This is a genomic window from Cylindrospermopsis curvispora GIHE-G1, from assembly GCF_014489415.1.
Classification (GTDB): domain Bacteria; phylum Cyanobacteriota; class Cyanobacteriia; order Cyanobacteriales; family Nostocaceae; genus Raphidiopsis; species Raphidiopsis curvispora_A.
In genome coordinates this window covers 3,832,610-3,857,997 of the sequence record NZ_CP060822.1, presented here as the reverse complement: position 1 = coordinate 3,857,997, position 25,388 = coordinate 3,832,610, and the positions used below count along the sequence as shown (strand labels likewise).

Here is a 25,388-nt window from a genome sequence, read left to right as displayed (position 1 = left end):
ATGAACTTTAACGAACCTAATGAAACTGAAGAAAATAAAATTGAGGAACTTGATAGAGGCGGATTTAAAAGACAATTAAAAAATTTAATATATACAGCAGCTGAAATTTCACCTGTTACCCAAGCACAATGGGAAAAACTATTAGAGATTTACAATTTTGCCTCATTATCCATAGAGGTAATCATACAAACGATCTGTAGGAACAGCGCATTTTACTCTCAGGAGCGATTATCCTTAAACTTTCCTTCCATTAGTCCTAGGATTCCCCTGAGTGGAAATCAACAAATAGCGTTGGAAATGGCACTTTCAAATAGTCCTATCACTGTGATTTCCGGAACAGGAGCAACAGGAAAAACCTCTATTGCTAAAAATCTTGCTCAAGTGGCTATTGATTGTTCTCATAAGATGTTGATTTTAGCTCATAATTTGGCATCCTTGTCACCCTATTATAACCTAACAACTTATCCACTGGTACTTTCCCCACAAGGGGATTATTATCAAAAGGTAATCAATCGCTTACGTTATGATAATTTAGCTCAAGCTAAAATGGATTATTTGCCATTACATTTACTACCAGATGTAGAGTTGTCAAAATTAAGAACACCAGCAAAATTAGAAACATGGTTGCCAATTATTGAAAATAACACCTATCAACAATTAGCAGATATACTAAAGTTAGAGTCAGAATTTCAAAACTTAACCCAAGCAAGACTAAACTTATTAGCTTATCGGTTGAAACAACTATTGCCTTTTTTACAAGAGCAATTAAGATTAAGCCAAATTTATAATCACCTCTCACAAGCAGGAATTGAAGAAATTGCCCGTCAACTTTTAGCCAATCCACAAGTCACTATTACTGGTACTGTTGCTGAGTTCATGCAGGTGGAAAATAGGGTTTTATGGGAAACTAGTTTTGATATAATCATCGTAGAAGAAGCAAATCGTCTCCATTGGATAGAGCTATTATTTTTGGCAGGATTATGCAAAAAACTGGTTTTGTTTGGTGAAGATATGTCTCCAACATATGGACAAGCTAAAAAATCTATCCCATATCCTTATAACTGTTTGCAATTTAATTGCTTTCAATGGCTGCAAAGGCATTTATCACCAGCTTATGTTTGTACATTAAAGGAACAGTTTAGACTACATCCAGTCATGGCTAAAGTTGTCTACTCGTGTATTTGTAATTATTGGGTATATAGTCAGTCATATTACATTGATGATAACCTACCTGGAATCAATCTATCGCAAATTAATAGAAGAATTATTTGGCAAGATGTATCTGACACCATGGTAGGGGATAAACCCGTAGCAGAAAATATGGTTAGATTTTTAGAAAAATTAATCAGAAATCAGGATGGACAAGTTATGTCCGAAATAGGGATGATTACATTTTCTCCAACCCAGACAGATGCTATTAAGGAAATTTTACCTACAATCTCATCCATATATCAGAATCAACTATTTGTTGGTACAGCAGGAGAATGGAGTGGAAAGGAAAGGAAAATCATTATGGTTAATTGTTCAGGTAGTCCTAAAAATATTCCAGTAGAGGATATTAATATAGCCCTAACAAGAGCAAAAGATTATCTATTTTTATTTGGTGACTGTGATGTATGGCGAAGATATAATTCTCCCCTTAGATCATTATTATATCATCCTGCTGTCTCTCAAGAACGTCAAGTTATCATCTAAATCAAGTCCCCATCTCAATCAACCGTGAATTATGAAAATACAAGTTAGATTATCGGGAAAATTTGAAAGACTGCTATTAAATGGAACACAAGCTACATCCGTATCCTTAAATTATTTAGTTCAAGAAGTACAAGCGATATCTACCAAATATCGGAGAAGAACACCTGAATTGTTACGTCAATCTTTCGGATTAGATTTTATCCCAGAATCGGTTTTAATTAACTTGTGCAAACAAAGTCGTGGTGCTATGAGAGCAAGTGATATTTACCAAGTACCATCTCTCAAGTTGCTCAAACATATAGACTCTCAATTAAATGATCGAGATATTCAGGAATATGCTTATAACTTTGTCTGCGAGGAAGGAAGCATTAGTTTAACAGCAGGAGATACACAAATTCCTATTTTTTCTGGTACTGTTTATGAACAAATGGGAAATTACCTCCTGACTATACAAGAATCTGATTACCCAGGTTTAAACTCAGATTTTATCCAACTACTATGGAACGCATCTCAAGATTATTGGCAAAATTTACCTGATTTGGAAAAAATTAATTATGCTTTGAAATCTCATGATTTAAATAATTTCTTTCTTAATTTTGATTGTCACCTATCTAATAATAATGTTCAACAAGTGAAAATTTGGATTCCTATAGAGGAATTACCTATCAGATTAAGATCTGCTATTACATTCCTAGGATTTAGTAGCAAAATACAGGAAGATTATATATCAAAATTGACCACAGATGTTCAGTTACTAGTTGATCAATATGTGTCAACATACCAATATCAACCCATAGGTTTACCTGATGAACTACAACCAAATCCCTCACATGCGTCTCAAATTAGTTTTGTAATCGATAGTGGTAAAAATCGGAGAACTATCCACCAAATTATTGACCAAGCAAGTGAGTTTTTACTAGTTTCTAGTTATATTATTGAGGATGAGCACTTAACAGAATTAATTTGTCACAAGTCCGCAAAATTACCTGTTTATATATTAACAGATTTAAACAATGAACTTTTAGACCGCATTGATGAACAAATATCAGATTCTATGGTCATACCGGAACAATATCAAATAACCGATGAACGTAAAAAATCTTGTTTGAGAATGCTGTTGAGTGAGAATATACTGATTCGTAGTGGTGCTTTCCATTTAAAAACCTATATTTCGGAAAAAGCTGCTTATCTGGGGTCCTGTAATCTGACTCGTCGCAGTTTGGACTTTAATACGGAAGCTGGAATAGTCGTTAGTAATAATTCTCAGCATGAACATCTAATTAGTTATTTCCAAAATTTTTGGTATAATCACAGTAAAAATGAGGTTATACCTGATGCTAATAGTGATGGATTTCGGTTGCGCTCCGTGATTTATCCTCGAAGATATAGAAAAAATCATGATAACTTTTTGACATCAGCACAATATCAGCAAGATTTGATAGAAAACCTCCGCAATTTTCCTCACAATGAACAGATCAGAATTTATAGTCGTAGTTTTCAACCATCTAGGGAAATAGCAGGTTATCTTGGTTCATTAAATACGAGAGTTTTTATTGATTCGAGTGTGTCTGTGAGATATGAAAACTTCTATAGGAGGAGCTTTAATGTTCAGAATATTCGCAAGATTGATAATCTCCATGCTAAGATTACTATTTTAGGGAATAAAGTAGCTTACATTGGGGGAATTAATTTTAATTTCAATATTGATTTTATTTTCCATGATAACCCTAACATGAATCAGGCAAATTTATATGATTTGATGTATAAAACTACTGATAAAATGGAAATTAACCAAATCATTGATAGACTAGAAAATCTAAATTTATTAAAGTAATTTAGAGAGTGGGTAGGTGGAATTAAATATAAGATGAACCTACAAATAATTGTGCCTCCCTACTTAATTTAGACCAGGTTCAAAAAAACATAAAAACTTAAAATCAGTAAGGAACAGGAAAATATGCCTAGATTATTTAATTTACAATCTTATTTTGATGCTTGTGAGTATACTTTTTTAGTGAAGGAAGAATCTGATATAGTTCCTCAATCGAGTAGAGACTACAAATTGTTTCTGGATAAATATTCTAATTATCCTTATTTAACTGCACCAATAGGTAATAATTTTCTTGCTTCTGAGTTAACTATTAATTCCCAGGAGTTAAATTTCCTATCTATGGGAACTGAACTAAGCGGAGGAGATAGGGAACGTTTATTTATCATTAGTGATACTTTGGATTTAATGACCCTGAGTATGAGGTATGGTCTGGGATCTAAGGACGGTTATTTATATAGCAGTGCTTATCATTATTGGAGTCACCGTGAAGCAATTCTTGAAAGACACCTACATAACCCCTCCCCTAAACCATTTAAACCACTAGTATTTATTGATTTCGATAGTTTTGATATTTCTACTTTAGTTCCAGTTACTTTTACACAACCAGAAAATAGTCCTTACCAAATTCCTATTCTTGATACTAGACATCAGATATCTTTACCTAGTGTATGCAATTCTCAAACAACATATTTACGGGTATGTTATTCCATAGCTGAGTTTTTCTTACAGCAGCAATTCCCTCAATTAGCTACAAATCAGGAAAGCATTAACCACCTGGGTGATTATTTACGCAAGATTAATTTTTTTAGATTTGTTCAATCTCAAATTGGTCAAGAGTCTATAAGTTTGATTATCGAAGTATACCATGACCACCAAATTTTTTATAAACGAATCACTGTACTTATACTCGATATTGCTAATATTGTTTACCAGCAAATTCAACCGGATATTAACCTTGTCAATCAACTTACTACCCAGTATCCCCAATACCAGTTTGTCTTAATCAGTCAATATAATATTTTTGAGAAAATTTCCTACCTGCATTTATCTAACTTTATTTGTTTCACACCTCAAATCCAAAGGTTTTCAGAGATATGGATCCAAAAAAATCAGCTGGGGTTTCCCTTGTTTGGAATTTATTTAGATCGAATTGAGTTCGCTATAGCTATTGATGGACAGGAAGTATGGATTGAGTTATCTGATGAAAGAGATGCTATTTCTTATGAAGGTAAGCTTACAGTCTTAACAGGAAGAATAGCTAGTAGAGATCAAGACTTTGTGAAAATTCCCCGTGGTAGAAATAGTGCTAATTTACCAATTAGAGTCAATGGTTCTGATTACTCTATCAATGGTGTTCCCCAGGATTACAGAATTGATATTGAAAACTATCACAATCATCACAGCAACCAAAATGATCAGGAAGTCTTAGTACAAATTCTGTTTTATCTACAACCAGGATCTTTTCCTAGACTGGAAGTTAAAGATTTGCAAAACCAATATACTATTAAAACTAGTTTGGTCAACAGGGTTAATGTCTCTTATAGCTACATCCCCCCCTCCAGAATCAGTGAAAATCGTCAACAAAGATCTCTGTCTCAAATTAGACGTTTGAACGCAAGTGTAGCTCTTGGAAATTTTATGAATTCTTTAAATCAAATCTCTCAATTAAATGTCATTAATAGTCGAACTTACGAACAACTAAGTACAAGTTTCAGACAAGCTTATCAACACTTAGGACACAGACAGAATCCTGATTTACTACAATTTATCGAGGTTTCATCCATTGAGGATGAGGAGATTGTTACAGGGTTGAAACGAAAATTAACAAATTCTCAATTTGACAGAGTAATTGATTTTATGATTACTACGACTAATCAATATCTAAGACACAATAGACCTGTAAGTTACCACCAGAAAAATTTACTGACTAATGCAATAATTCTTACTGGTAAATTATATCAATTCTCACAATTTATATGTTCACGAGATATGTCAGATAGTTTATTTTCTGACTCTCAGGTGAAATTAATTATTGATAATAGTGGAAGGGACAAAAACGTGTCAAATGAGTATTTACAGTGTTTATCAAGAATCGCTGTAACTGAACAACTACAACAAAGATATTTCCAATTATTTGACTTACAATATACATCTGAAACAAGTCAATACTTGTGGGGGTATGGCAGAATTTTACTTTGGTACTATGATTTTAATAATCCTTCTAACACCTTGTTAACTTCTCGTCTATACCTGGAACATTTTACAAAAATTATCAACTATTTACTAACTAGACACTATGGAGATTTCGAGTTCCAATACAAACAGAATGCTTTTTTATCTCTTATTTACTTGCTAACTTTTTGCGCTTATGACGCAAATTTCTGTCACCCAAATTCGGCAGAATTTCACCTAGCCTTGAGAGTTATTGACAAATTTCAAAATGATAGGATTATTTTGAAAACAATTAGTTCTGAAAGACCATTAAATCACTATTTTCAGGAGTTAATTGAAGGACGCTCAACAGAAGATGGCATAGCTAATCTGCTTCAGGGTTAAATTGTCCTCTCAATTATTTACCCAACCTCTAATTAGGGAGGCACAATTATTTGTAGGATGGCTTAGGGTAACCCATGCGGACTTTGGGTTTCATACTTCAGCCCAACCTACGTTCATCTTATAGCTGTAGCTATAACATGAACGCTTAAAAGCTTTAACTTTTTATTATTAATGTCTTATCAGACTTAGCCTAAATTTGCAGCAGCAAATTCCCAGTTGGCTAAATTGTCTAAGAAGTTTTTGATGAATGCTGGACGCGCATTTCTAAAGTCTATATAGTAAGCGTGTTCCCATACATCAATGGTTAAGAGTGGTTTTTTACCGTGTACTAGAGGGTTTTCGGCGTTTGGTGTTTTGATTACTTTGAGCGTACCACCATCATCAACTAACCAAGCCCAACCACTGCCGAATTGAGTTGCTGCTGCTGTGGAAAATTCTTCTTTAAATTTGTCAAAACTACCAAAGTCTTGACTAATTCTGTCTGCTAATACTCCGGTAGGGACACCGCCACCTGCAGGTTTAAGCGAATTCCAAAAGAAAGTATGGTTCCAAACCTGTGCTGCATTGTTGAAAACCCCAGCTTTAGATGCATCTTTGAAGGAAATTTGGATTACTTCTTCCAGAGACTTATCCGCCAAATCTGTACCTTCAGTTAGCTTGTTTAGGTTGTCTACGTATGCTTTGTGATGCTTACCATAATGGTATTCAAAGGTTTCAGCTTTCATGCCGTAACTTTCTAAAGCGTTAAAGTCGTATGGTAAAGGAAGCTGTGTAAATGCCATTTTTTCAAATCCTCTCTTTATGGTTTTCCAGCGTGAGCTATTGTCCCACCTTGGCTAGAGAAATCCCAAGCTGTGTGGCCACTCCCCGCAATTATAACAGAAATTATCAAAAAATACAATAACACTCTACATGTTTTGACAGGAGGGAAGTCGACCAAACCTTTTGACAAAACCTACTAAAATCTACTAACGTAGACGTAGTAAGTAAGTTGGCGTTAAAAGACCAAACTATGTAAAGATAAAATGGAAGAGTAAAAAAGCATGGAATTAAGTGGGTCAGTGGAATTAAATATAAGATTAATGTAGGTTGAGTTTAATCCAACACCCCCATGGGTTGACTTTTCGTCCGACTAATTTTGTTGCTTTGAGATCAAATCCCAAGCATCTTTCATTAGACGACAATAATCAATTCTCTCAGCTAATTCCTCACTAGAATAACGACCTTCAAAAGCTTCCAAGGAAGCACCATCTAGTGCGGAATAATAGGCATCTGCAAGAGCTGCTTTTAATTCAGAACCACTTAAATAGTAACCGTTTACCTTTCGGCGTTTATTAGTGCGATTAATTTGACGAACTGCATTAGAAATAGAAATATCCCAGGAACGAGTCGTCCGTTGTTCTACTTGCCGTTTAATTAGATGTAGTATGAGAATAACTGCAAAACTGTAAATTTTATTGATCTTGTCATCTTTACTCATCTCGGTCATTTCCTCCACCAAGACCAGAGCATCAAGAACTTTTCCTTGAGTTAACAATGTTTTGAGTTCTAGCAGTTCTTCCATTTTCGGTCTCCCATAAATTGGTGCTGTAGAAAGCTACTCTTGGTTTTGCTGACTTACAAAATGATTTTACTAAATTTTGGTAACTTTGACCAGGACTCCTACAAAACCATCGCAGTTGACTTTAAGTGCTTGTGCTTGGGTCTTCAAGGTGCTAATAGTTATAAAGAAAAAGACTGGGATATCCTCGCTCTTGAGGTTGCTCCAGACCATGTTCATTTATTTCTGGGAGAAAGCGCTATGGGAAGCATATCCCGATGCTAGAAAATTAGCGATTAGAGAGGGTCAAAGAGCGGGTTTAGTGTAAGTGTTCATTCCCAGGATGATTACCCAGAAAAGTGTCCTTTTTCCACTGAGCAGATTCTCGATGAGAATTATTATTGAATTGTGGATTCCTTAACCAAAACTCCATTTAAAAAGATATCTGCTAAACCCTCAGCCATTTGTTGCATGTCCTGGGGAGACGCATTGGGATCAATTAGGGTTTGATGAGAAAAACCTGCGATCGCGAACATTCCTAAAAATACTTTAGCAACCAATTTAGCATCCATTTGACGATAGACACCTCTATCCATGGCGGTTTGGAAAAATGCTTCTGCAACACTGGTCATTTTATCAATCACCTCAGTTTGGATGCGATCCTGCAAATCTGGATGAAACTGTACCTCCATGAAACAAACTCGCATCAAATCAACATTCTTTTGCATGTTCCACATTCTGCGACGCATAACCTGAGCTATGGCTTTATAACTACCCATTTCACTCAATTCTGTCAGTAGGTCCGTGAGAATTTCTACCCAACCATTGGTTGCTACCTCTACCAGAATTGCCTTTTTATTGGCAAAATGACGAAAGAGTGTACCCTCAGCAACTCCTGCAGCGTGGGCTAAATCACGGGTGGTAGTGCCATCAAATCCCTGGGAAGCAAATAAACGCAATGCTGCTATAAGAATGCGGCTACGGGTTTGAGTTTCTGAAGGGGAGGAATAATGAGAAACTGGCATAGTAGTTATTCGGTGTGTGTTAGGGAACACGAATTTTATCTGCATTGTCTAACATGAAAGTTAGGAAGCACAGAAAGCTTAATAGAAGATTAATGCTTTGTTTGCTAACTGACCCGAATTTTAAAGAAGTGTAAATTTAGTTGAATTTTTGCTATGAGCCATTGGATTTTGACTTGTATGAGCCGTTTTCTGGTAATAACCCTAGCATTTCTGTTATTTTCTGGTAATTTTCCCATTCAAACAGCGATCGCCCTACAAGGTAATCAAAGTTCGATTAAGCCCTATTTAGATCGGGTTGTTAAGCAGCTAACAGAGTTTACTTTAGATAATGGTCTAAAGTTTATTGTTTTGGAAAGACATCAAGCACCCGTGGTTTCTTTTCTCACTTATGCAAATGTTGGTGGGATAGATGAACCAGATGGACAGACAGGGGTAGCTCATTTTTTAGAACACTTAGCTTTTAAGGGAACTAAGCGCATTGGTACAAAAAACTACAAAGCGGAGAAGCCATTATTAGATAAATTAGAGCAATTAGATAGTCAAATTAGAGCTGCCAAGAGTGAAAATAGAACGGAAGAGCTAGAAAAGCTAAAAAAAGAGTTCAAAACCGTAGAAGCTCAAGCTGGGAAATTGGTGAAACAAAATGAAATGGGTCAAATAGTTGAACAAGCTGGAGGTGTGGGTTTAAATGCTAATACTTCTAGTGAAGCAACCCGTTACTTTTATAGTTTTCCCGCCAATAAATTGGAGCTGTGGATGTCTCTGGAATCAGAAAGATTTTTAGAACCGGTATTCCGAGAATTTTATAAAGAAAGGGATGTGATTTTAGAAGAAAGACGAATGCGGGTAGAAAATTCTCCCGTAGGGTTAATGGTGGAAAAATTCACCGATGTTGCTTTTAAAGTTCACCCTTACCGGAGACCTGTTATTGGTTATGATGAAGATATTCGTAACCTTTCTCCAGCTAATGTGAGGGAGTTTTTTAACAACTATTATGTTCCCAGTAATTTAACCATTGCGGTGGTTGGTGATGTTAACCCTAATCAGGTTAAAAGATTGGCCAAAATTTATTTTGGTAGATATGCAGCTAAACCGAAAGCACAAGCTAAAATTACTCCTGAACCCAAACAAACCAGTACCAGAGAAATTACAATAGAACTACCCTCCCAACCTTGGTATTTGGAGGGCTATCATCGTCCCAGTATCACTGACCCTGATAATGCTGTTTACGATATTATTAGCAGTTTACTAAGTGATGGTAGGACTTCACGACTGTATAAATCCTTGATTGAAACCCAAAGAGTGGCTTTGGTGGCGGAGGGAATTAGTGGTTTTCCAGGAGATAAGTATCCTAATTTAATGTTATTTTATGCCCTGACAGCGCCAGGTCATACAGTAGATGAACTGGCGATCGCCCTAGGTCAGGAAATTACCAAATTACAAACCCAGCTCGTATCTGAGAAAGAATTAGAGCGAGTCAAAACACAAGCCAGGGCGGGTTTACTGAGGAGTTTAGATTCCAATATGGGTATGGCACAGCAACTATTGGAATATGAAGTAAAAACCGGTTCTTGGCGGAATTTATTCAAGCAATTGGATGACATTACAAAGGTTACTCCTGCGGATATTAAAAGAGTAGCACAATCAACCTTCACAGCGGAAAATCGCACAATTGGTAAATTACTTTCCCAAAAATCATAGGTAGAGAGGAAGAAAAAAATCATGGTCAGGAGTAAAAAATTGAAATTTTCACGCAATATTTTCCCCAAGTTGGGTAAAAGTTGGCAATTATTTTTCGCAGTAGTAATTGCCTTATTATTGACCTTGAATTTCTCAAGGGTAGCAACAGCAGCGGCGAAGCATTATAGCGACTTACAATTCAATTCTTTACCGGGAATTAAACTGCCAAAGTATGAGCGATTCCAATTAAACAACGGTTTAGTCGTCTATTTAATGGAGGATCATGAATTACCCTTAGTTAGTGGAACAACCCTAATTAAGACTGGTAGTCGTTGGGAAGCGGGAGATAAAGTTGGTTTGGGTGACATTGTAGGTTCACTGATGCGCATTGGAGGAACTGACAAACATTCGCCGGATCAACTAAATGAAATTTTGGAACAAAGAGCAGCATCCGTAGAAACTGACATTAATGAAAGCAGTGGAACTGCGAGTTTTGAAAGTTTAACTGAAGATTTAGAAACTGTGTTCGGGTTGTTTGCAGAAGTCTTACGAGAACCAGCTTTTGCTCCAGAAAAGTTGGAATTGATTAAAACTCAAATTAGGGGAAGTATTGCCCGTCGCAATGATGATTCTGACAATATTGCCAGTCGGGAGTTTCGCAAATTAATCTATGGTGAAAATAGCCCCTATGCACGCACTATAGAATATGCAACTCTCGATAAAATTCAGCGAGAAGATGTGATTAACTTTTATGGGCAATATTTCCATCCTAATAACATAATCCTGGGAATTGTGGGGGATTTTAACCCGAAAAAAATGCGCTCTCTGATTGAGACTAAACTGGGTGATTGGCAACCGAATCCCAACATTGCTAAAACTCAATTACCACCAGTGCAGCAAGCTAATTTAAATGGGTTATTCTTTGTCAATCAACCACAACTGACACAGAGCAGCATTTTAATGGGACATTTGGGGGGAAAATTCAATAGTCCAGATTATGCAGCATTGGATGTGATGAATGGAGTGTTAAATGGATTCGGAGGAAGACTATTTAATGAAGTGCGATCGCGCCAAGGTTTAGCCTACTCTGTATATGGTTTATGGGATCCCCGTTTTGATTATCCGGGTATGTTTATTACTGGTGGACAAACCCGTTCTGATGCTACAGTACAGTTTATAAAATCAATCCAATTAGAGATTAAGCGCATTCAGAACCAGTTAGTAACAGAAAAAGAATTAAGGTACGCTAAGGAGTCTACTCTAAATTCTTTTGTATTCAATTTTCAGGACCCAGGTCAAACCCTGTCACGGTTAATGCGTTATGAATATTATGGTTATCCTGCTGACTTTCTGTTTCGCTATCAAAAAGCGGTCAGAAAAACCACAGCTGCAGATGTGCAAAGAGTGGCTCAGAAATATCTCAAACCAGAGAATTTAGTTACTTTAGTCGTGGGAAATCAAAGTGCCATTCAACCACCGTTAACCCAGTTAGCAAGTAAAATCACACCAATAGATATCACCATCCCTGGATCCAAGACACAGACTCAAAAATCAACTGAAAAGTAAATCTTCCCGGGAGATAGGAAACCAGTTCAAAGCTCTTACCCCACTGATAAATCCCAGAGTTTCTAGCTTATAGAGTGGGGTAATTTAGAGACAATAAGCCTGAAATTATGTCTATAAACTTGATGTTGAAGGGTTGCAAATTTGAGAGATGATTTCAGAACATGAAAAAAAGAATTTAAAATTCTAAGTCAATTCTCGGTAACCCAAGATCTCACAAGGTAATGCAAAAATGGACATAAAAATCAGTGATCTATACCCCAATGGTGATGGCAACCTTTTGCAAGAAGTTACTCCTGGCGAAATGGTTAATATCCAAGGAGGTGTAAGACGAAGAAGGAGAAATTCCAATTCGGTCGAGAGTGGTGACATTTCCCAAATTTTAGGACGCGTCAACGACAATCTAGAAAGATGGAGAGTGGAGATTGATGACACACTAGACCAATTGAGAGATTCAGTCACTTTCTAACATTTGACTTAAGTTTTTACTAATTCTTATTATTCCTCCCTTGCTAAAGGGAGGATTTATTATATATCAGGTAACTGTTTTTAAAAACAGATTCATCATCATTAGATAAATTCCCACTACTGTAATCACAGATTAATGTGGAACGGGCGATATAAAAGGACATTAAATCATGAGTAATGTCCAATCAACACAGTTCAAACCCTTGATTTTTTGAATTTTCTTCCATAAAAATAGGAGTATGGCTTGAGCAAACCTCAAACGCTCCCATATTCACCAATAAGAACAAGTCTCCAAGGAGGAAATTATGGCAAGTATCAAACTAGAACAGTTGCAAACTACTGGTTCTGAACTGTTCCAAGATTCTGAAAGTTTTCTCAATGATATGAGTGATATCAACTCTATTTCTGTCCATGGTGGATTCAGCTCCAACGTGAGTGACATGTCCATATTCACCAAACTAGCGGAAGCATTTGTAAATACCTACGGTATTGGTCATATTGCCTATTTGGCTAAGTCCTACAGCAGTGGAGTATAAAACTAAAACACTGTTGATTTGAGCAATGTCTATCACTAGCAATCAGTCTTTGAGGAGGAAATTATGGCAAGTATTAAATTGGGTCAATTGCAAACCACAGGTTCTGAACTATTTCAAGATTCCGAAAGTTTTCTCAATGAAATGAGCGATGTCAATTCTATCTCTGTTTATGGTGGTGGGTCTGATTTTAGTGACATGTACACTCTCACCAAATTAGGGGAAGCATTTGTAAATACCTACGGTATTGGTAACATCGCTTATTTAGCTAAGTCTTATAGTGATCATGATTATTATTGGTAAGAAAATTACCAGATCATTTCCTGGTCACTTCTGGTTCACTCATAGTAAGTAACAAATCCTTGAGGAGGAAATTATGGCAAGTATCAAACTGGGTCAATTGCAAACCACAGGTTCTGAATTATTTCAAGATTCTGAAAGTTTTCTCAATGAAATGAGCGATGTCAATTCTATTTCTGTGTATGGTGGTGGATCTTATGATTTCAGTGATATGTCCATATTCACCAAATTAGCAGAAGCATTTGTAAATACCTACGGTATTGGTCATATTGCCTACTTAGCCAAGTCCTACAGCGACTACGACTACTAATACACTCGAATAATTAGCTAGTTTGGCTCTCCTGGAATCAAAGGTAAATTACTAATACCACAGGAGAGCCAACCAAAAAGGCTCTAGAATAACCTTAATACATATTAAGAAGATCAATGGCTAAAATTATTATCGATGATCTGGAGCCTATTAACTCAGAAACATTCATTAATGATCTGAATAATCACAATTCTCAAACTGTTTTTGGTGGGGAAGACCCTTATTTTGATGGTCTAATAAAATTTGGCATCAAAACCCTTGAGTTTATGGTTGTTATTACAGCTATTAATGCCATTTCTTTTCTAGCATATTCCTTTCAAGAATAACATATCACCTGAAAGTCATGCCATTTGTTTTAAGTTCTGAAAACGTTTTTCCTTACCTGATTTCTCAAAGAATTTGCACTGAGGAAGAGCAATCAGGGAGCAAGATTGATCTCAAATCTGCTAAAAATTTTAATCTATTACTTACTTTGCCGAATAACCGTCAATTATTGGTGAAACAAGAACGGATTAATCGAGAGGGTAAAACCACTGGTGAGTTTGTAGATGAATGGCAAGTTCATAATTTTTTTCAAACATTTTCAGAAGTAAATCATCTCCGTTCATCCCTATCAGAAGCAATACATTTTGATCAAGCAAATTCTATCCTTGTCTTCAACTATCTCAGAGACTATCGGGATATAGGTGAGTTTTATGCTCGAGAAAATTTATTTCCCATGACAATTGCTCGCTCCCTAGGGGAAATATTAGCATCAATTCACCGGTTGACTTTAGATAGTCCAGAATATGAAAATTTCTTCCAAAATTCTCACGTCACCAGAAAACAGAAAAACTCTCACGTACATGAGGGAATACCTAGAATTACACCAGAACTATTTGGTCACCTGACTGCAGATGGTTTAAAATTCTTTTCTCTGTATCAACGTTATGACAATCTGGGAAAAGCAATTTCCCAATTGGGCCAATCCTATCATGCTTGTTGTTTAACCCATAATGACCTGAAACTCAATAATATTCTCCTTTCTTTAAATTGGGAATCTATAATAAATCAATCATCCGGTCATATCTGGGGTGAAAAAATAATTCGCCTCATTGACTGGGAACGTGGTGATTGGGGAGACCCAGCAAGTGATTTGGGTTCCATAATTGCTAGTTATTTACAAATTTGGCTATATAGCATGGTAACCAGTCGAACCATACCAATTGAAGAATCTCTACGATTAGCAGCGATTCCTTTGCATTTAATACAACCTTCTATAGCAGAATTAGTAGATGGTTATTTAACTAATTTTCCAGATATTTTAGAGCGCCGTCCTAATTTTTTGCAGTTAGTTGTACAGTTTACTGGCTTTTCATTAATCACATCTATTCAAGCTAAACTGCAACACGAAAAGACATTTGGAAATTCTGGTATAGCTATTCTTCAGTTAGCTAAAACTCTCTTGTGTCGCCCTCAAGCATCTATGGAGACAATTTTTGGAAGGAGGTAATTAAGCGTTTTAGCGTCAGCGGGGAAAGGGGATTTTGTTGTTTTTAGTTGTTTTTATCTATAAGGTGACAAAATTATGCAATTATTAAATTCTCTCGAATTTCACCTGGCACAAATCCCTGAGCAGTTGCAATATTCTCTACAGGATATGGTTACTCACATTCAAATTGAGTCTTATCATTCTATTAAACACACACGGTACAAACACTCCATTCTACCAGACTCTGTGACTTCTCAGTTTGAAAAGCTACCTCTACACATACAACAGCAACATTTACAATTACAATTGCGTAACTTTATCTATAGCAACTATTATAACGTTAGTATAAATAATAAATCAAGTACAGATGAGAATGGAAACAACAGCAAATTGAATAAACAGCTTGAAAACAACAGTTTATTTGGGGTAGATCTAGAATTTTATGATCGTCTACACCATGGGAACAAAGGTAAAGGTTACTGGAGTCATCATTGGGAGATTGTCAAGGAAGAAACAGATGGTACCTTGGCAGTCCATAAAAACGGATTAACACTGCACATTGACCCCAATTTACACTTATCACCAACAACTCAAGGTCTCAATCCAGGAAAGCTTATATCCGTTAAAATGCCGAAAAATTTGGTACAGAACGGCTTTTATATGGCTGTGGCTAATGCGGGCACTCAAAACAACCATGAAATTACGCGCATCTACTTCAATATCACAGCTGAGGGAGCAGCAACAGTTATGGAAAGTGTAACGCAATATCTCAATGATCTTGACATTTCATTCTCTTTTAAAGCATTATATAATCCCAGCGATTATCAACGTTACGATTCAGCTGTTCTCTATTTTAATAAAAGTCAACATCAGACAGTCTGGCCAGTTTTGCAAAAAATCTATGCGCAAAATAAATTGTACTTTCAGCAACAGGTTCCCATGTTCACTAAAATACTAGCACCTGGGTTAGGTTGTGCTGAAGAACCAGAGCAGAAATTTGGCGACCAAGAGAGTTTCGGTACTCACCGCTGTCAAATTATTGCTAATGGACTAATCGAAGCGTGGCTAGCAGGTGACGATACGCCAGAGGAGAGAATAAGTGCCATCTTTGAACAGTTTGCGTTACAAAATATCCAGTTACAACATCCTTATCTCAATCCTCAATCTCAGGATATTTATACTCCCTTTTTTTAAAACTGGTCTAATTTTAACCGTGAGGATTATTTCCTCACTATCCAGATCACTACCAGTCTGATGTCCGATTTTATATGGTGTTCACCATAAAACTTTAGTAACTGACGAATAATAACTAATTGATGACTGATAGAGGTGATAAATGATTCCAGATAAATTTGAACAAAAGCAAGAATTAGAAAATGTAGATATAACATTCCAGCATATACAAATTCAGCAAATTATTCATGCCATTATTGCAGGGAAATATGCCTGGGCTTGTATTTTATTTATTTCCTTTTCAGGAAGGGATCCTCTCCGCTATATACCTGAAGAAGTCTATAATAAATTAGTTAGAGATGATTTTCCCTTAGTACCAACTAGTCGGGAGTTGACAACTGACAAAAAATAGAGTAATTGGATTTACTGACCCGGTAAGTGGGTCAGTGGAATTAAATATAAGATTAACTTAGGATGGGTTTCGTTACTCGACCCATCCTACAAATAATTGTGCCTCCCTACTTATCAAATAGGAACCTACCATGCAATGAAGGCGATCTTCATCTAAACTTCTAAACTTATTTTAAATCAAAAGGGCGATCGCGGTATTCAAGGGGAGCCAGGTAAGAAATTTTCTGCATCCCCCCTATATTTGAATACGATTTTTTCCTCAGCTTGTTTAAATTCAATATCAAATAAATCAAACACCACTTCCCTACCCAATAAAACTTCTTGGCAATCCTTATTTTGCAACCATGCAAGAGGAGCAGAAAAATTATAATCATCAATCTGCATTTCCACTTGTCGGAGTACGTATTGAACACTCCCTCCCACTCCCTCTCCATGACTAAGAACTTCCCCTTGAGACAGAATATATCCCAAATCTGTACCTAAATAAAACGTAATTAGGCTAATATCTGAACCAGAATCTACAAGCATTTCCAAGACTTTGGAATTTTGAAAAGTTAGACAGACCTCATATTTTGGTTGCCAGTCATGTTTTTTCACCGTTCTAAACCGCACAGGCAAAAACTTAACCGGCTCAACAAATTCGTTTTCGTATATACGCTCAGTAATATATTCAAAAGGTTTTAATTTTTGAAGGTCAACTTGCTGCGTCATTATCCTATAATCCTGGTGATGAGCTACTATGCCATCCTTCGTGTAAATAATCCATTCTCCACGATATTGTTTTAGTTTTCGGTAATTTGCCCTACGCCATTCTTTGGCACTATTGTATGTTTCGTTCATATTGTTGGGATCTCCTGTGTAACATTTAACCTAGGCAAAGCTGTGCATTCTTCCGTCCGAATCTGTTGATAAAAACGAGACTGAGTAATATACGTCTTTTCAAATCCAGCAACTGTATAATCATCTCCTTGGTCAAATCTGGGAACTTATTTGCTAGTATAGTCTCAATGAAACTCAACCGTCGCAATTGCGGGGGTGCACTAGAAATTGCTAACCCCAGCTATCCAGAAATTTTACCTAAAACCTTAGCCTCCGTGGCGATCGCCTCTTTAACCTCGGTGGAACCCAACTGGTTGAACCCTGATGGTACAATCAACCCTCAAATCCTATTAGACTCTTTCTTAGAATTTTGGCGACAACATGGGGAATCACTGCTCAAAAGTGCGCCCTACCTACCATGAGATTGCTCCCCATTTAGGATGGGTCGAGTAACGAGGCCCGTGGTGTTGGGTTTCATACTTCAACCCAACCTACGTTAATCTTATATTTAATTCCACTGACCCACTTATATCCTAATTTAAAGAGTAAGAATGCAAAACATAGATATGTCATTATCTGGATATGACTATGAACTACCTCCAGAATTAATTGCCCAAAACCCCCTGGTTCCCAGAGACAGTTCTCGCTTAATGGTGATTAATTCTCTAGATGCAGGAACGCTAACACCTCCACTAGACCACATCTTTAGAGACCTACCAGAATTATTAAAACCTGGGGATTTATTAGTGATGAATAATACACGAGTTATCCCTGCTCGCTTATATGGTAACAAGTCCACAGGAGCAAGGGTGGAAGTGTTGCTTTTGGAAGAAAAACAACATAACTGTTGGTTGGCACTGGTCAAACCCGGTAAGTACTTTAATATCGGAACTGAGATTATTTTTGGGGATCAGGGAGCGGAATTAACCCCCCAACTCACAGCTACGGTAATTGAAAAGGACGACAGCACAGGTGGTAATATACCTAAAGAAGTCTATAATAAATTAGTTAGAGATGATTTTCCCTTAGTACCAACTAGTCGGGAGTTGACAACTGACAAAAAATAGAGTAATTGGATTTGCTGACCCGGTTTGGAGAATTTACGTGTTATTCTCGTAATAAATATTGCTTAGCCAGAAGGGCACTAACCGCCCCAGTCGCTACACAACGATGTGGTGCCAATTCTCCCTCTGATTGAAAAGGTTCATCATCAAGGATAGATCGCCAACTTTCCCCGCTAGATGGATCGTAATCATACTCATGATCAGAGAAACACAGCGATCCCCCATGGCGTTCAAACCAGGTTGAATCCTGAATACACAGTAAAGTCAAAAGCTCAGGTCGCAAACAGAGTAAGTCCATCGCGATTCCTGTAATCTTAAGGGTTGCACCACCCTGGTCTAATAAGGTTTTTAGGTCGGCGATTTCAGGGTGGGACAAGGGATCGAAGTCACCTTCCTCATAGTTAAATAGCTCTTCAGCTACTTCCCTTAGGATAGTCTTCTCTACGTTGTAGGAATCTGGATCAAATGGATCCGTACCCGTGGGCTGAAAAACCATCGATGGAACAATATGGTATTGACCGGGACCATCGGCAACTTGTCCTGATCGCTGACGTAAAAAGTAACGATATTGATCTCTTGGGTTGGGTGTATGACCGACATTTACCACAAAGCAACAGGAAATAGCCACCGCTGCACTGCGGCTACGTCCTGTCCAGGCATCTTGTAATGCATTTTGCCCTCGGTGATCTCCGTGAAGTTGACGGCGTAGAGGTAAAGCTTCATAGCACTGTTCTGGGGATGAATCAGGGCCAAGGTGAGCCACAGCTCGCTCTAGTTCAACTTCTAAGATAGTGCATGTGTTCACCGTATCAAAATAGGAACCTACCATGCAATGAAGGCGATCTTCTTCCCCTGGTACAGCTTCTGTTTTACTTCTGGGATCTAGAGCATAGGTTCTACCATTCCAAAGATGCTTATTTTTCTGTTGCATTTCAGTTAACAACCAACTACTCGATGGAAACTGACGGGTTTCTGACTGTAAATCCCCTAGTACTTCCCCACTATCCTTAGGTGCATCTACCCAGGAGCGGACATTCAAAGGATAGATCAAACCTGTTTCACTCCGAAACAGAGCATCTTTACCATATAGCCATTCCAAGAAACCGGTTATCACTCGTTGACGACAGAACTTTGAGGTTAAATAGGACGAATTTGACATAGAGATAAAAACAGTTAGATTATACTAGCGGAATGGCTTTACAATAGCTATTCATCTTAGCAGCAATATGAACACAGAGACCGTCAACTTAACTATGATTTGCTAGATATATCGGATGGCTCTAATTTCGGGATGTTTCGATTTGGTGAATCTTGATTAGATGACTCTAATATATTGCTATCCCCCGTTGAGCCACGTCCGGTTTTAGCCAAATAAATTCCCACCGTAATCAAACAGAATCCAGCAATATTAAGTGGATCGAGGAACTCGCCAAACCATAGCCAGGCAACCGCTGCAACGGGTGCTGGCTCTAAAAGCAAGACAATGGTGACAAATGCAGAGGAAAAATATTTCAGGCTATAAACAATCAGGCCATGTCCAGTGACTTCACTAATTAATCCCAGTCCAAAAACAGCTACCCATCCCAGGGTACTAATGGGGAAGATTGTATCATCCATCAACCAGACTATAGGGGTTGCTAGCATCAAACCTATTGCACAACGCCACACCAAAATAGCAGAGGTAGACAAATTACGACGCAGTTTTTCAACCAGCAAAAAGCTAGCCGCATAGAACACAGAGGACAGTAAAGCTGCTCCATCACCAACCAAGGCACCCGTCCCAAAAAGGACTTCCTTAGGTTGAATCCAGTCACCGAGAGCGAGGGTAATAGCTCCAACAACGGCAATGGCTAACCCCAGTAAAAAACGTCTATCAAAGCGTTGTCCTAAAAATAACCAACCACCTAAGGCCGTAAATAGGGGCGGCATATTCGCTAACATGGCACCATTAGCAGCGGTAGTGCTGGTCAGTGACCACGTCCATAGATAACGACCTGTCAGGTGGACAAACCCTAGCGCTAGCAACAGACCTATAATCTCCCACGACCACCACAGTGCGAGTGGGACTCTCGGTGAGTCATCAACTTCACCTAACTGATCAGGGCCTGTTTCTGTGGATTGAGTATTAACTGGTCTGATCCAATTTAGTCCTGTAAATGCTAAAGTGGCTATCCATAAACGATTGAAAACCGTAGCCTCAGCACTGATTTCTTGAATGGATAGCTTGATGAAAATCGCTGTGGAAGATAGTGCAATGAGTCCAAGAATAAGCCATAGAAAGGCAAGGGGAGAACGATCAAAGTTTGGGGATTGATCTGGCTTAACCTTAGAAGGTTGAGTGGTTTCAGGGGTCATAATTTCTGAGTTTTTATTCTTGGAAGTTGCAATACTGTAGCTGGAAAGTGAGGTCAAACAGAGACCCAGCTATTGCTATCTGGATTTTTTTGGAATATCTTGCCGCAAATTTTAATGCAATCCTACGGCAAGTATTCGCTAACTGTTTCTAGTATAGTGGCCAGTCTCACTCAAACTATATTAAGCACTGGTGCACTACTCAGTTCTACCGTGAAAGACTCAAAAGTTACTTCAAATCCTTCCCGTTCTGGGGATGCACACACGGGGCCAACCCAAACCGTAGGTTCTTCGGGAAAATCCGTCAGACGTGATAGGACAAATTTCTCACCATCCAGGGAGTAGAGAACTGCGATGGCCTCATTTCTGCGACGTACTTCAAACCAAACCCGATCAGGTTGACCTACCAAGGGCGCAACAGACCAATCTGAGCGATCTCGTGTCACGACTGTACTAGCGTATTGGATACCATCTACATATTCAATACCACACTTAAGCCAATGGGTTTTACTGACTCTAACCATCAATCCAGCTTGATCATAGAGTTCCTGGTATTGCCCAGAAAAACAGATCCGGGCTTGAAAGTTGCCCAAGACTTCGCGGTAGTAACAGTGACCAGAATCCCGAATAAAACCGTAGTGAGTTGTCCGCCAAAAATCAGTTTTCAACCCTGTTTTAACCCAAAGTTGATCGCCGCGATTCTGCCATACCGCAGGGGGGTTATGCCACTGCATTGATGACCAAGGAGTGAGTGGTGAAGGTTCAATGGTCATGGAGCATCCTATCGAAGTTTATTACTGGGAACATAGCATAGCAGAACTCAAAAACAATAGAAATGGGTGTCGCAGGAATCTATGGAAGGTGTCCATCAACTTTAACACAGCTTGCTTCCTAGACCAGTGCCTTATCTTCTCGCCGAGATAGACCTTCATAGATTTGAATCAAGATGTCATCTAGGTTGTACTTAAAGTCCCACTTAGGATAGTGATCTTTGAATTTTTGCACATCACTCACCCACCAAATATGGTCACCCAGACGATTTTGTTCACTGTAACTCCAACTCATGGGTCTACCGACAATTTCACTACATCGGTCGATCGCCTCCATCATGGAGCAGTGAGAGTAACGACTTCCACCGGCGTTGTAAACTTCGCCACAGCGGGGACTCTGGTAGAAATGCCAGAACATATTCACGAGATCGTAGCTATGGATATTATCCCTGACTTGCTTGGCTTGATAGCCGAAAACAGTGTAGTGTCGCCCGGTAATTGCGCACTTCATCAAATAAGCTAAGAAACCATGAAGTTGTGTCCCAGAATGATCTGGTCCTGTCAAACATCCCCCTCGGAAAATACCGGTTTTAAGACCATAGTAAATGCCGTACTCCTGTACCATGATGTCGGCGGCAACCTTTGAGGCCCCAAAAATGGTGTGAATGCAGTGGTCTATGCTCATGGTCTCATCAATGCCCCGTTCAAAGTAGGGATGAGAGGTTTCTAGCTCCCAGCGAGTTTCCAATTGCACCAAGGGATAGTGATTAATAGCATCCCCATAGACGTTATTAGTGGATGTAAAAATGAACACCGCACCTGGACAATGTTGCCGAGTCATTTCTAGCAAATTGAGAGTGCCGTTGGCATTAACCGCAAAGTCTGTCAAAGGTTCCGTGGCAGCCCAATCATGGGATGGTTGAGCAGCAGCGTGGATAATAACTTTGATGTCTGTATTGTAGGTTTTAAAAATTCGCTCTAGGGCAGCGAGATCTCGGATGTCCTCATTTTCATGAATGTAATTCGCTACTTCTTGCTGGAGGCGATCACGGTTCCAAGCGGTAGAGGCCTCATCTCCAAAAAAGTAGCGACGGAGATCATTGTCAATACCAACGACCTGTAAACCACAGTCGGCAAAAAAACGAACGGCGGCAGATCCAATGAGACCAGACGCACCAGTAACAACGGCAATGTCCATATCCTAACTCTGGGGAATAAGGGCTTAACTGAAAGGGTAGGAGCTATTTTATAGCGGATTCTACGCAAATGAAGAATTTAGGGTGAGGCCTACTGTAAAAGACTATCTTTGTCAGAGTAGGCTCACACACGTATCCGTCTAAACTTGCTGCATAACCATGGCATCGACTACGGATCGGGCTGCTAACTGTACCCGATCAATATCCTGGGGATCCATTTGGCTATGGATGGGGAAACACAGCAGGGAATTCCAAACCTGCTCAGTGAAGGGTAGGGGATAGCGGGCATAACTCCGTGCTCGGGTTAAGGTATGTAGCGCTGGGTTAAAGTATGACCGACATTCCACACCACGTTCATATAGAGCGGAGATTGCAGCTTTCAGTCCAAAGTGGGCCGCACTGGGCATGAGTACCCCTAAATTTTGGAAGTTGGACACCACACCATCGGGAATTCGCTGGGGAATTAAAGCCCCATCACACGACTCTTGGAAGAAGGTTCTCAGTTGTTGGGCATAGTAGCGTCGCCGTTCGAGCCGTTCAGGAAACTGACGCAGCACATGGCGACCCGTGGCTGCCCGTAGCTCGTCCATTTTTGCGTTCATCCCTAGACCAGATGCGGATGGGTTATGACTATCGATCCCATGGTTACGTAGCTTTCGTACCCGATCCAAAAGTTCCACATCCGCCCCTACCAAGGCTCCACCTTCTACCGCTGGTAACACCTTAGTGGCATGGAAGCTAAACATTTGTAGGCGTGCTTCCTCAGAAACCCGGCGGCCGTAGGTTTCGGTACCAAACCCGTGGCAATTGTCATAGATAATTTCGACCCCAGCTTGTCGACAGAGATCGGCAATCGCTGGTAGATCCGGGGTAACACCAAACACATTCACCGGTATCACCGCTGCCACATCCCTTTCCTGATCTAGAATTTGTGCTAGGGCCGTGGGTGACATTGTAAATGTTTCGGGATCAATGTCACAGAAAATCGGTTCTAATCCTGCCGATTCGACGGAATTCAAGGTGGCAATAAATGTGTAGGAGGGTAAGACTGCTTTACCTTTTCGCCCTAACACCTGTAGTCCTAATGTTAAGGCATCAGCTCCATTACTCAGCACCACCACATCGGGAACTCCAAGATACTCGGCCAGCTCCTCCTCAAAACTACGCAGGTGTGGTCCACCGTTGGTGACTTGACCCGTAGCTAAAGCCTGATTTAAGGACTGCAACAATACACCGTCGGGTGCAAAGTGGGGGCGCACCATGGGTACAACGGCGGGAGGGGAACTGGATAGGAAGGTATCTTGGCTGGCTTCAGGACTCAGGAGACCCCAATAATCCAGGGTGCGACGTAGCCCTTCTTCTAGGTCGATTTTGGCCTTAAAGTTGATAACGCGCTCCAACTTGGACACATCTGGTACGCGAACTGGAATTTCCTCAAAGCCTTCACCAAAAAATTCCTTCCCTGAAATGTCTTGGGTTCCACCTTTGTGTCCCGAAAGCTGGATCATGATGTTAGCTAGCTCCCGCATGGTAATTGGCTCAGGACGACCAATATTTACCGCTGAATGGTTATGGCCAGAGTCAGGGCTAAGTTCTAGGATAAGCCGTGCGGTAGCTTCGGCTGCATCATCGATATAACAGAGGGTGCGTACAGCATGGCCACCATCTACGAGCATTAGGGGTAAGCCATCCCTAATTCGTCCTAGGAACTTACTAATCACACGCCCTTGACCTGGTGCATCTAATTGAGGTCCATAAACGTTGAAATAGCGCACAGAGGTTACCATCAGCCCTAGGCGTCCTAATGCGTAAGCATAATGCTCACCAGCCGTTTTAGAAATGGCGTAGCTCCAGCGATGATTGCGGGAAGTGCCGTAGATCCGAGTACCATCTTCCTCTAGAATGCCAGTGTTGAGACCGTAGGTTTCGCTACTGCTGGCAATGAGGACGGGGCGATTATGCTGAAGGCAAGCCATCAGAACATTTCGTGTCCCTAGAATATTAACATCTAGAACGTCGTGGGGACGGGTTACATATTCATCAACACCAACTACCGCAGCTAAGTGAATGACTCTGCTACAACGGGCGATCCACTGATCTACAAAGTTCCCATCTAGAACATCACCGGAAACCTTATGGATGCGATCATCAATATCGTTTAAGCGACCTTGATCATAGCGATCCATACATACAACTGACTTGCCTAAGCTTAGAAGATAGCGAGCAATAGCACTTCCTATAAAACCAGATCCACCAGTAATTAAAACGTCAAATTCAGTCATCTTAACACTATCAGATTATATTATCTGAGATAAATGAGCTATATCCTGCTCACTGCATTGAGGAATAAACCTGATCGCTACCTTTCCCTCTTGTGATACAGAACACAATTCACAGTATCAGATTTGTTGCATAAGTCAAGCGGACGTGGCGGTTAGTTTACATTTCTTTGCAAAGTATAACCGTTTGATTAGACTCCATTTCCACTCTTCTCTCTCCCCTTGGTTTCCAGTCGTTGCTTTTGTCTTCAAAGGTACCATCATTATGGTAGCAAAAGGATTATTACTCACTTATAGCTCTGAGCATTTGGCTTCATAGCTTAGTAATTTTACTATGGGAAACTTTGTAGGG

Annotated in this window: 24 protein-coding genes and 1 pseudogene; 16 read left to right on the top strand and 9 right to left on the bottom strand. The window is 39.2% G+C overall.

Annotated features, from left to right (window positions below):
- The 3 genes from IAR63_RS17210 (at position 1) to IAR63_RS17200 (ending at position 6,082) form a co-directional block, all read left to right on the top strand.
- Positions 1 to 1,695 (top strand): AAA domain-containing protein, encoded by a 1,695-nt coding sequence (locus IAR63_RS17210; protein WP_187706118.1) that lies wholly within the window; start codon positions 1 to 3, stop codon positions 1,693 to 1,695.
- A gap of 31 nt (positions 1,696 to 1,726) precedes the next feature.
- Positions 1,727 to 3,529: a phospholipase D-like domain-containing protein gene (locus IAR63_RS17205; protein ID WP_187706117.1), complete on the top strand. Its 1,803-nt coding sequence runs from the start codon at positions 1,727 to 1,729 to the stop codon at positions 3,527 to 3,529.
- A gap of 123 nt (positions 3,530 to 3,652) precedes the next feature.
- Positions 3,653 to 6,082, top strand: a complete 2,430-nt coding sequence (locus IAR63_RS17200) for a hypothetical protein (protein ID WP_187706116.1) — start codon at positions 3,653 to 3,655, stop codon at positions 6,080 to 6,082.
- A 185-nt stretch (positions 6,083 to 6,267) separates the two neighbouring features.
- On the opposite strand, the gene sodB is transcribed toward IAR63_RS17200, so the two are convergent.
- Together sodB and IAR63_RS17190 are read right to left on the bottom strand one after the other, a co-directional pair.
- On the bottom strand, positions 6,268 to 6,864 hold the full coding sequence (gene sodB / locus IAR63_RS17195; RefSeq protein ID WP_006277967.1) for a superoxide dismutase [Fe]: 597 nt from the start codon (positions 6,862 to 6,864) through the stop codon (positions 6,268 to 6,270).
- A 350-nt stretch (positions 6,865 to 7,214) separates the two neighbouring features.
- Positions 7,215 to 7,646 (bottom strand): DUF29 family protein, encoded by a 432-nt coding sequence (locus tag IAR63_RS17190; protein WP_187706115.1) that lies wholly within the window; start codon positions 7,644 to 7,646, stop codon positions 7,215 to 7,217.
- A gap of 60 nt (positions 7,647 to 7,706) precedes the next feature.
- Here IAR63_RS17190 and IAR63_RS17185 point away from each other — a divergent pair, with 60 nt between their 5' ends.
- Entirely contained in the window at positions 7,707 to 7,907 is a 201-nt protein-coding gene (locus tag IAR63_RS17185) for a hypothetical protein (RefSeq protein WP_187706114.1), read from the top strand.
- Positions 7,908 to 8,020: 113 nt separating this feature from the next.
- Here IAR63_RS17185 and IAR63_RS17180 read toward each other — a convergent pair whose 3' ends face one another.
- Positions 8,021 to 8,647 (bottom strand): TetR/AcrR family transcriptional regulator, encoded by a 627-nt coding sequence (locus IAR63_RS17180; protein WP_187706113.1) that lies wholly within the window; start codon positions 8,645 to 8,647, stop codon positions 8,021 to 8,023.
- Between the two features lie 153 nt (positions 8,648 to 8,800).
- Here IAR63_RS17180 and IAR63_RS17175 point away from each other — a divergent pair, with 153 nt between their 5' ends.
- The 10 genes from IAR63_RS17175 to IAR63_RS17130 all read left to right on the top strand — a co-directional run bounded on the left by IAR63_RS17175 (position 8,801) and on the right by IAR63_RS17130 (position 16,557).
- A complete protein-coding gene (locus IAR63_RS17175) occupies positions 8,801 to 10,348 on the top strand; it encodes a M16 family metallopeptidase (protein WP_187706112.1) in 1,548 nt (515 codons plus the stop codon).
- 21 nt (positions 10,349 to 10,369) lie between these two features.
- A complete protein-coding gene (locus IAR63_RS17170) occupies positions 10,370 to 11,893 on the top strand; it encodes a M16 family metallopeptidase (protein WP_187706111.1) in 1,524 nt (507 codons plus the stop codon).
- Between the two features lie 229 nt (positions 11,894 to 12,122).
- Positions 12,123 to 12,359 (top strand): hypothetical protein, encoded by a 237-nt coding sequence (locus IAR63_RS17165; RefSeq protein WP_187706110.1) that lies wholly within the window; start codon positions 12,123 to 12,125, stop codon positions 12,357 to 12,359.
- 304 nt (positions 12,360 to 12,663) lie between these two features.
- Positions 12,664 to 12,894, top strand: a complete 231-nt coding sequence (locus IAR63_RS17160) for a hypothetical protein (RefSeq protein WP_006278659.1) — start codon at positions 12,664 to 12,666, stop codon at positions 12,892 to 12,894.
- Positions 12,895 to 12,957: 63 nt separating this feature from the next.
- Positions 12,958 to 13,194 (top strand): hypothetical protein, encoded by a 237-nt coding sequence (locus tag IAR63_RS17155; RefSeq protein WP_006278660.1) that lies wholly within the window; start codon positions 12,958 to 12,960, stop codon positions 13,192 to 13,194.
- A gap of 73 nt (positions 13,195 to 13,267) precedes the next feature.
- Positions 13,268 to 13,501, top strand: a complete 234-nt coding sequence (locus IAR63_RS17150) for a hypothetical protein (RefSeq protein ID WP_006278661.1) — start codon at positions 13,268 to 13,270, stop codon at positions 13,499 to 13,501.
- Between the two features lie 116 nt (positions 13,502 to 13,617).
- Positions 13,618 to 13,827: a hypothetical protein gene (locus IAR63_RS17145; RefSeq protein ID WP_187706109.1), complete on the top strand. Its 210-nt coding sequence runs from the start codon at positions 13,618 to 13,620 to the stop codon at positions 13,825 to 13,827.
- Between the two features lie 17 nt (positions 13,828 to 13,844).
- Positions 13,845 to 14,993 carry a phosphotransferase family protein gene (locus IAR63_RS17140; RefSeq protein WP_187706108.1) on the top strand — a complete coding sequence of 383 codons (1,149 nt, stop codon included), beginning with the start codon at positions 13,845 to 13,847 and terminating at the stop codon, positions 14,991 to 14,993.
- A gap of 75 nt (positions 14,994 to 15,068) precedes the next feature.
- The gene (locus IAR63_RS17135; protein WP_187706107.1) at positions 15,069 to 16,166 is read left to right on the top strand and encodes a T3SS effector HopA1 family protein; all 1,098 of its coding nucleotides are present in this window, start codon (positions 15,069 to 15,071) and stop codon (positions 16,164 to 16,166) included.
- A 142-nt stretch (positions 16,167 to 16,308) separates the two neighbouring features.
- Positions 16,309 to 16,557 (top strand): HetP family heterocyst commitment protein, encoded by a 249-nt coding sequence (locus IAR63_RS17130; RefSeq protein WP_187706106.1) that lies wholly within the window; start codon positions 16,309 to 16,311, stop codon positions 16,555 to 16,557.
- Positions 16,558 to 16,754: 197 nt separating this feature from the next.
- Here the strand turns inward: IAR63_RS17130 and IAR63_RS17125 are convergent, their stop codons facing one another.
- Positions 16,755 to 17,396 (bottom strand): pepsin/retropepsin-like aspartic protease family protein, encoded by a 642-nt coding sequence (locus tag IAR63_RS17125; RefSeq protein ID WP_187706105.1) that lies wholly within the window; start codon positions 17,394 to 17,396, stop codon positions 16,755 to 16,757.
- 167 nt (positions 17,397 to 17,563) lie between these two features.
- Here IAR63_RS17125 and IAR63_RS17120 point away from each other — a divergent pair, with 167 nt between their 5' ends.
- Both IAR63_RS17120 and IAR63_RS17115 read left to right on the top strand, forming a co-directional pair.
- Positions 17,564 to 17,797: a hypothetical protein gene (locus IAR63_RS17120; protein ID WP_187706104.1), complete on the top strand. Its 234-nt coding sequence runs from the start codon at positions 17,564 to 17,566 to the stop codon at positions 17,795 to 17,797.
- Between the two features lie 129 nt (positions 17,798 to 17,926).
- A pseudogene (locus IAR63_RS17115) lies at positions 17,927 to 18,358 on the top strand (S-adenosylmethionine:tRNA ribosyltransferase-isomerase); the annotation flags it as partial.
- A 124-nt stretch (positions 18,359 to 18,482) separates the two neighbouring features.
- Here the strand turns inward: IAR63_RS17115 and IAR63_RS17110 are convergent.
- The 5 genes from IAR63_RS17110 to IAR63_RS17090 all read right to left on the bottom strand — a co-directional run bounded on the left by IAR63_RS17110 (position 18,483) and on the right by IAR63_RS17090 (position 25,039).
- Positions 18,483 to 19,598: a hypothetical protein gene (locus IAR63_RS17110; RefSeq protein WP_187706103.1), complete on the bottom strand. Its 1,116-nt coding sequence runs from the start codon at positions 19,596 to 19,598 to the stop codon at positions 18,483 to 18,485.
- Positions 19,599 to 19,690: 92 nt separating this feature from the next.
- Positions 19,691 to 20,794, bottom strand: a complete 1,104-nt coding sequence (locus IAR63_RS17105) for a DMT family transporter (RefSeq protein ID WP_187706102.1) — start codon at positions 20,792 to 20,794, stop codon at positions 19,691 to 19,693.
- 170 nt (positions 20,795 to 20,964) lie between these two features.
- Positions 20,965 to 21,564 carry a DUF1349 domain-containing protein gene (locus tag IAR63_RS17100; RefSeq protein ID WP_223007669.1) on the bottom strand — a complete coding sequence of 200 codons (600 nt, stop codon included), beginning with the start codon at positions 21,562 to 21,564 and terminating at the stop codon, positions 20,965 to 20,967.
- A 118-nt stretch (positions 21,565 to 21,682) separates the two neighbouring features.
- On the bottom strand, positions 21,683 to 22,759 hold the full coding sequence (locus tag IAR63_RS17095) for an NAD-dependent epimerase/dehydratase family protein (protein WP_187706101.1): 1,077 nt from the start codon (positions 22,757 to 22,759) through the stop codon (positions 21,683 to 21,685).
- A gap of 138 nt (positions 22,760 to 22,897) precedes the next feature.
- Positions 22,898 to 25,039, bottom strand: a complete 2,142-nt coding sequence (locus tag IAR63_RS17090; protein WP_187706100.1) for a DegT/DnrJ/EryC1/StrS family aminotransferase — start codon at positions 25,037 to 25,039, stop codon at positions 22,898 to 22,900.
- Positions 25,040 to 25,388 lie beyond the last annotated feature (349 nt).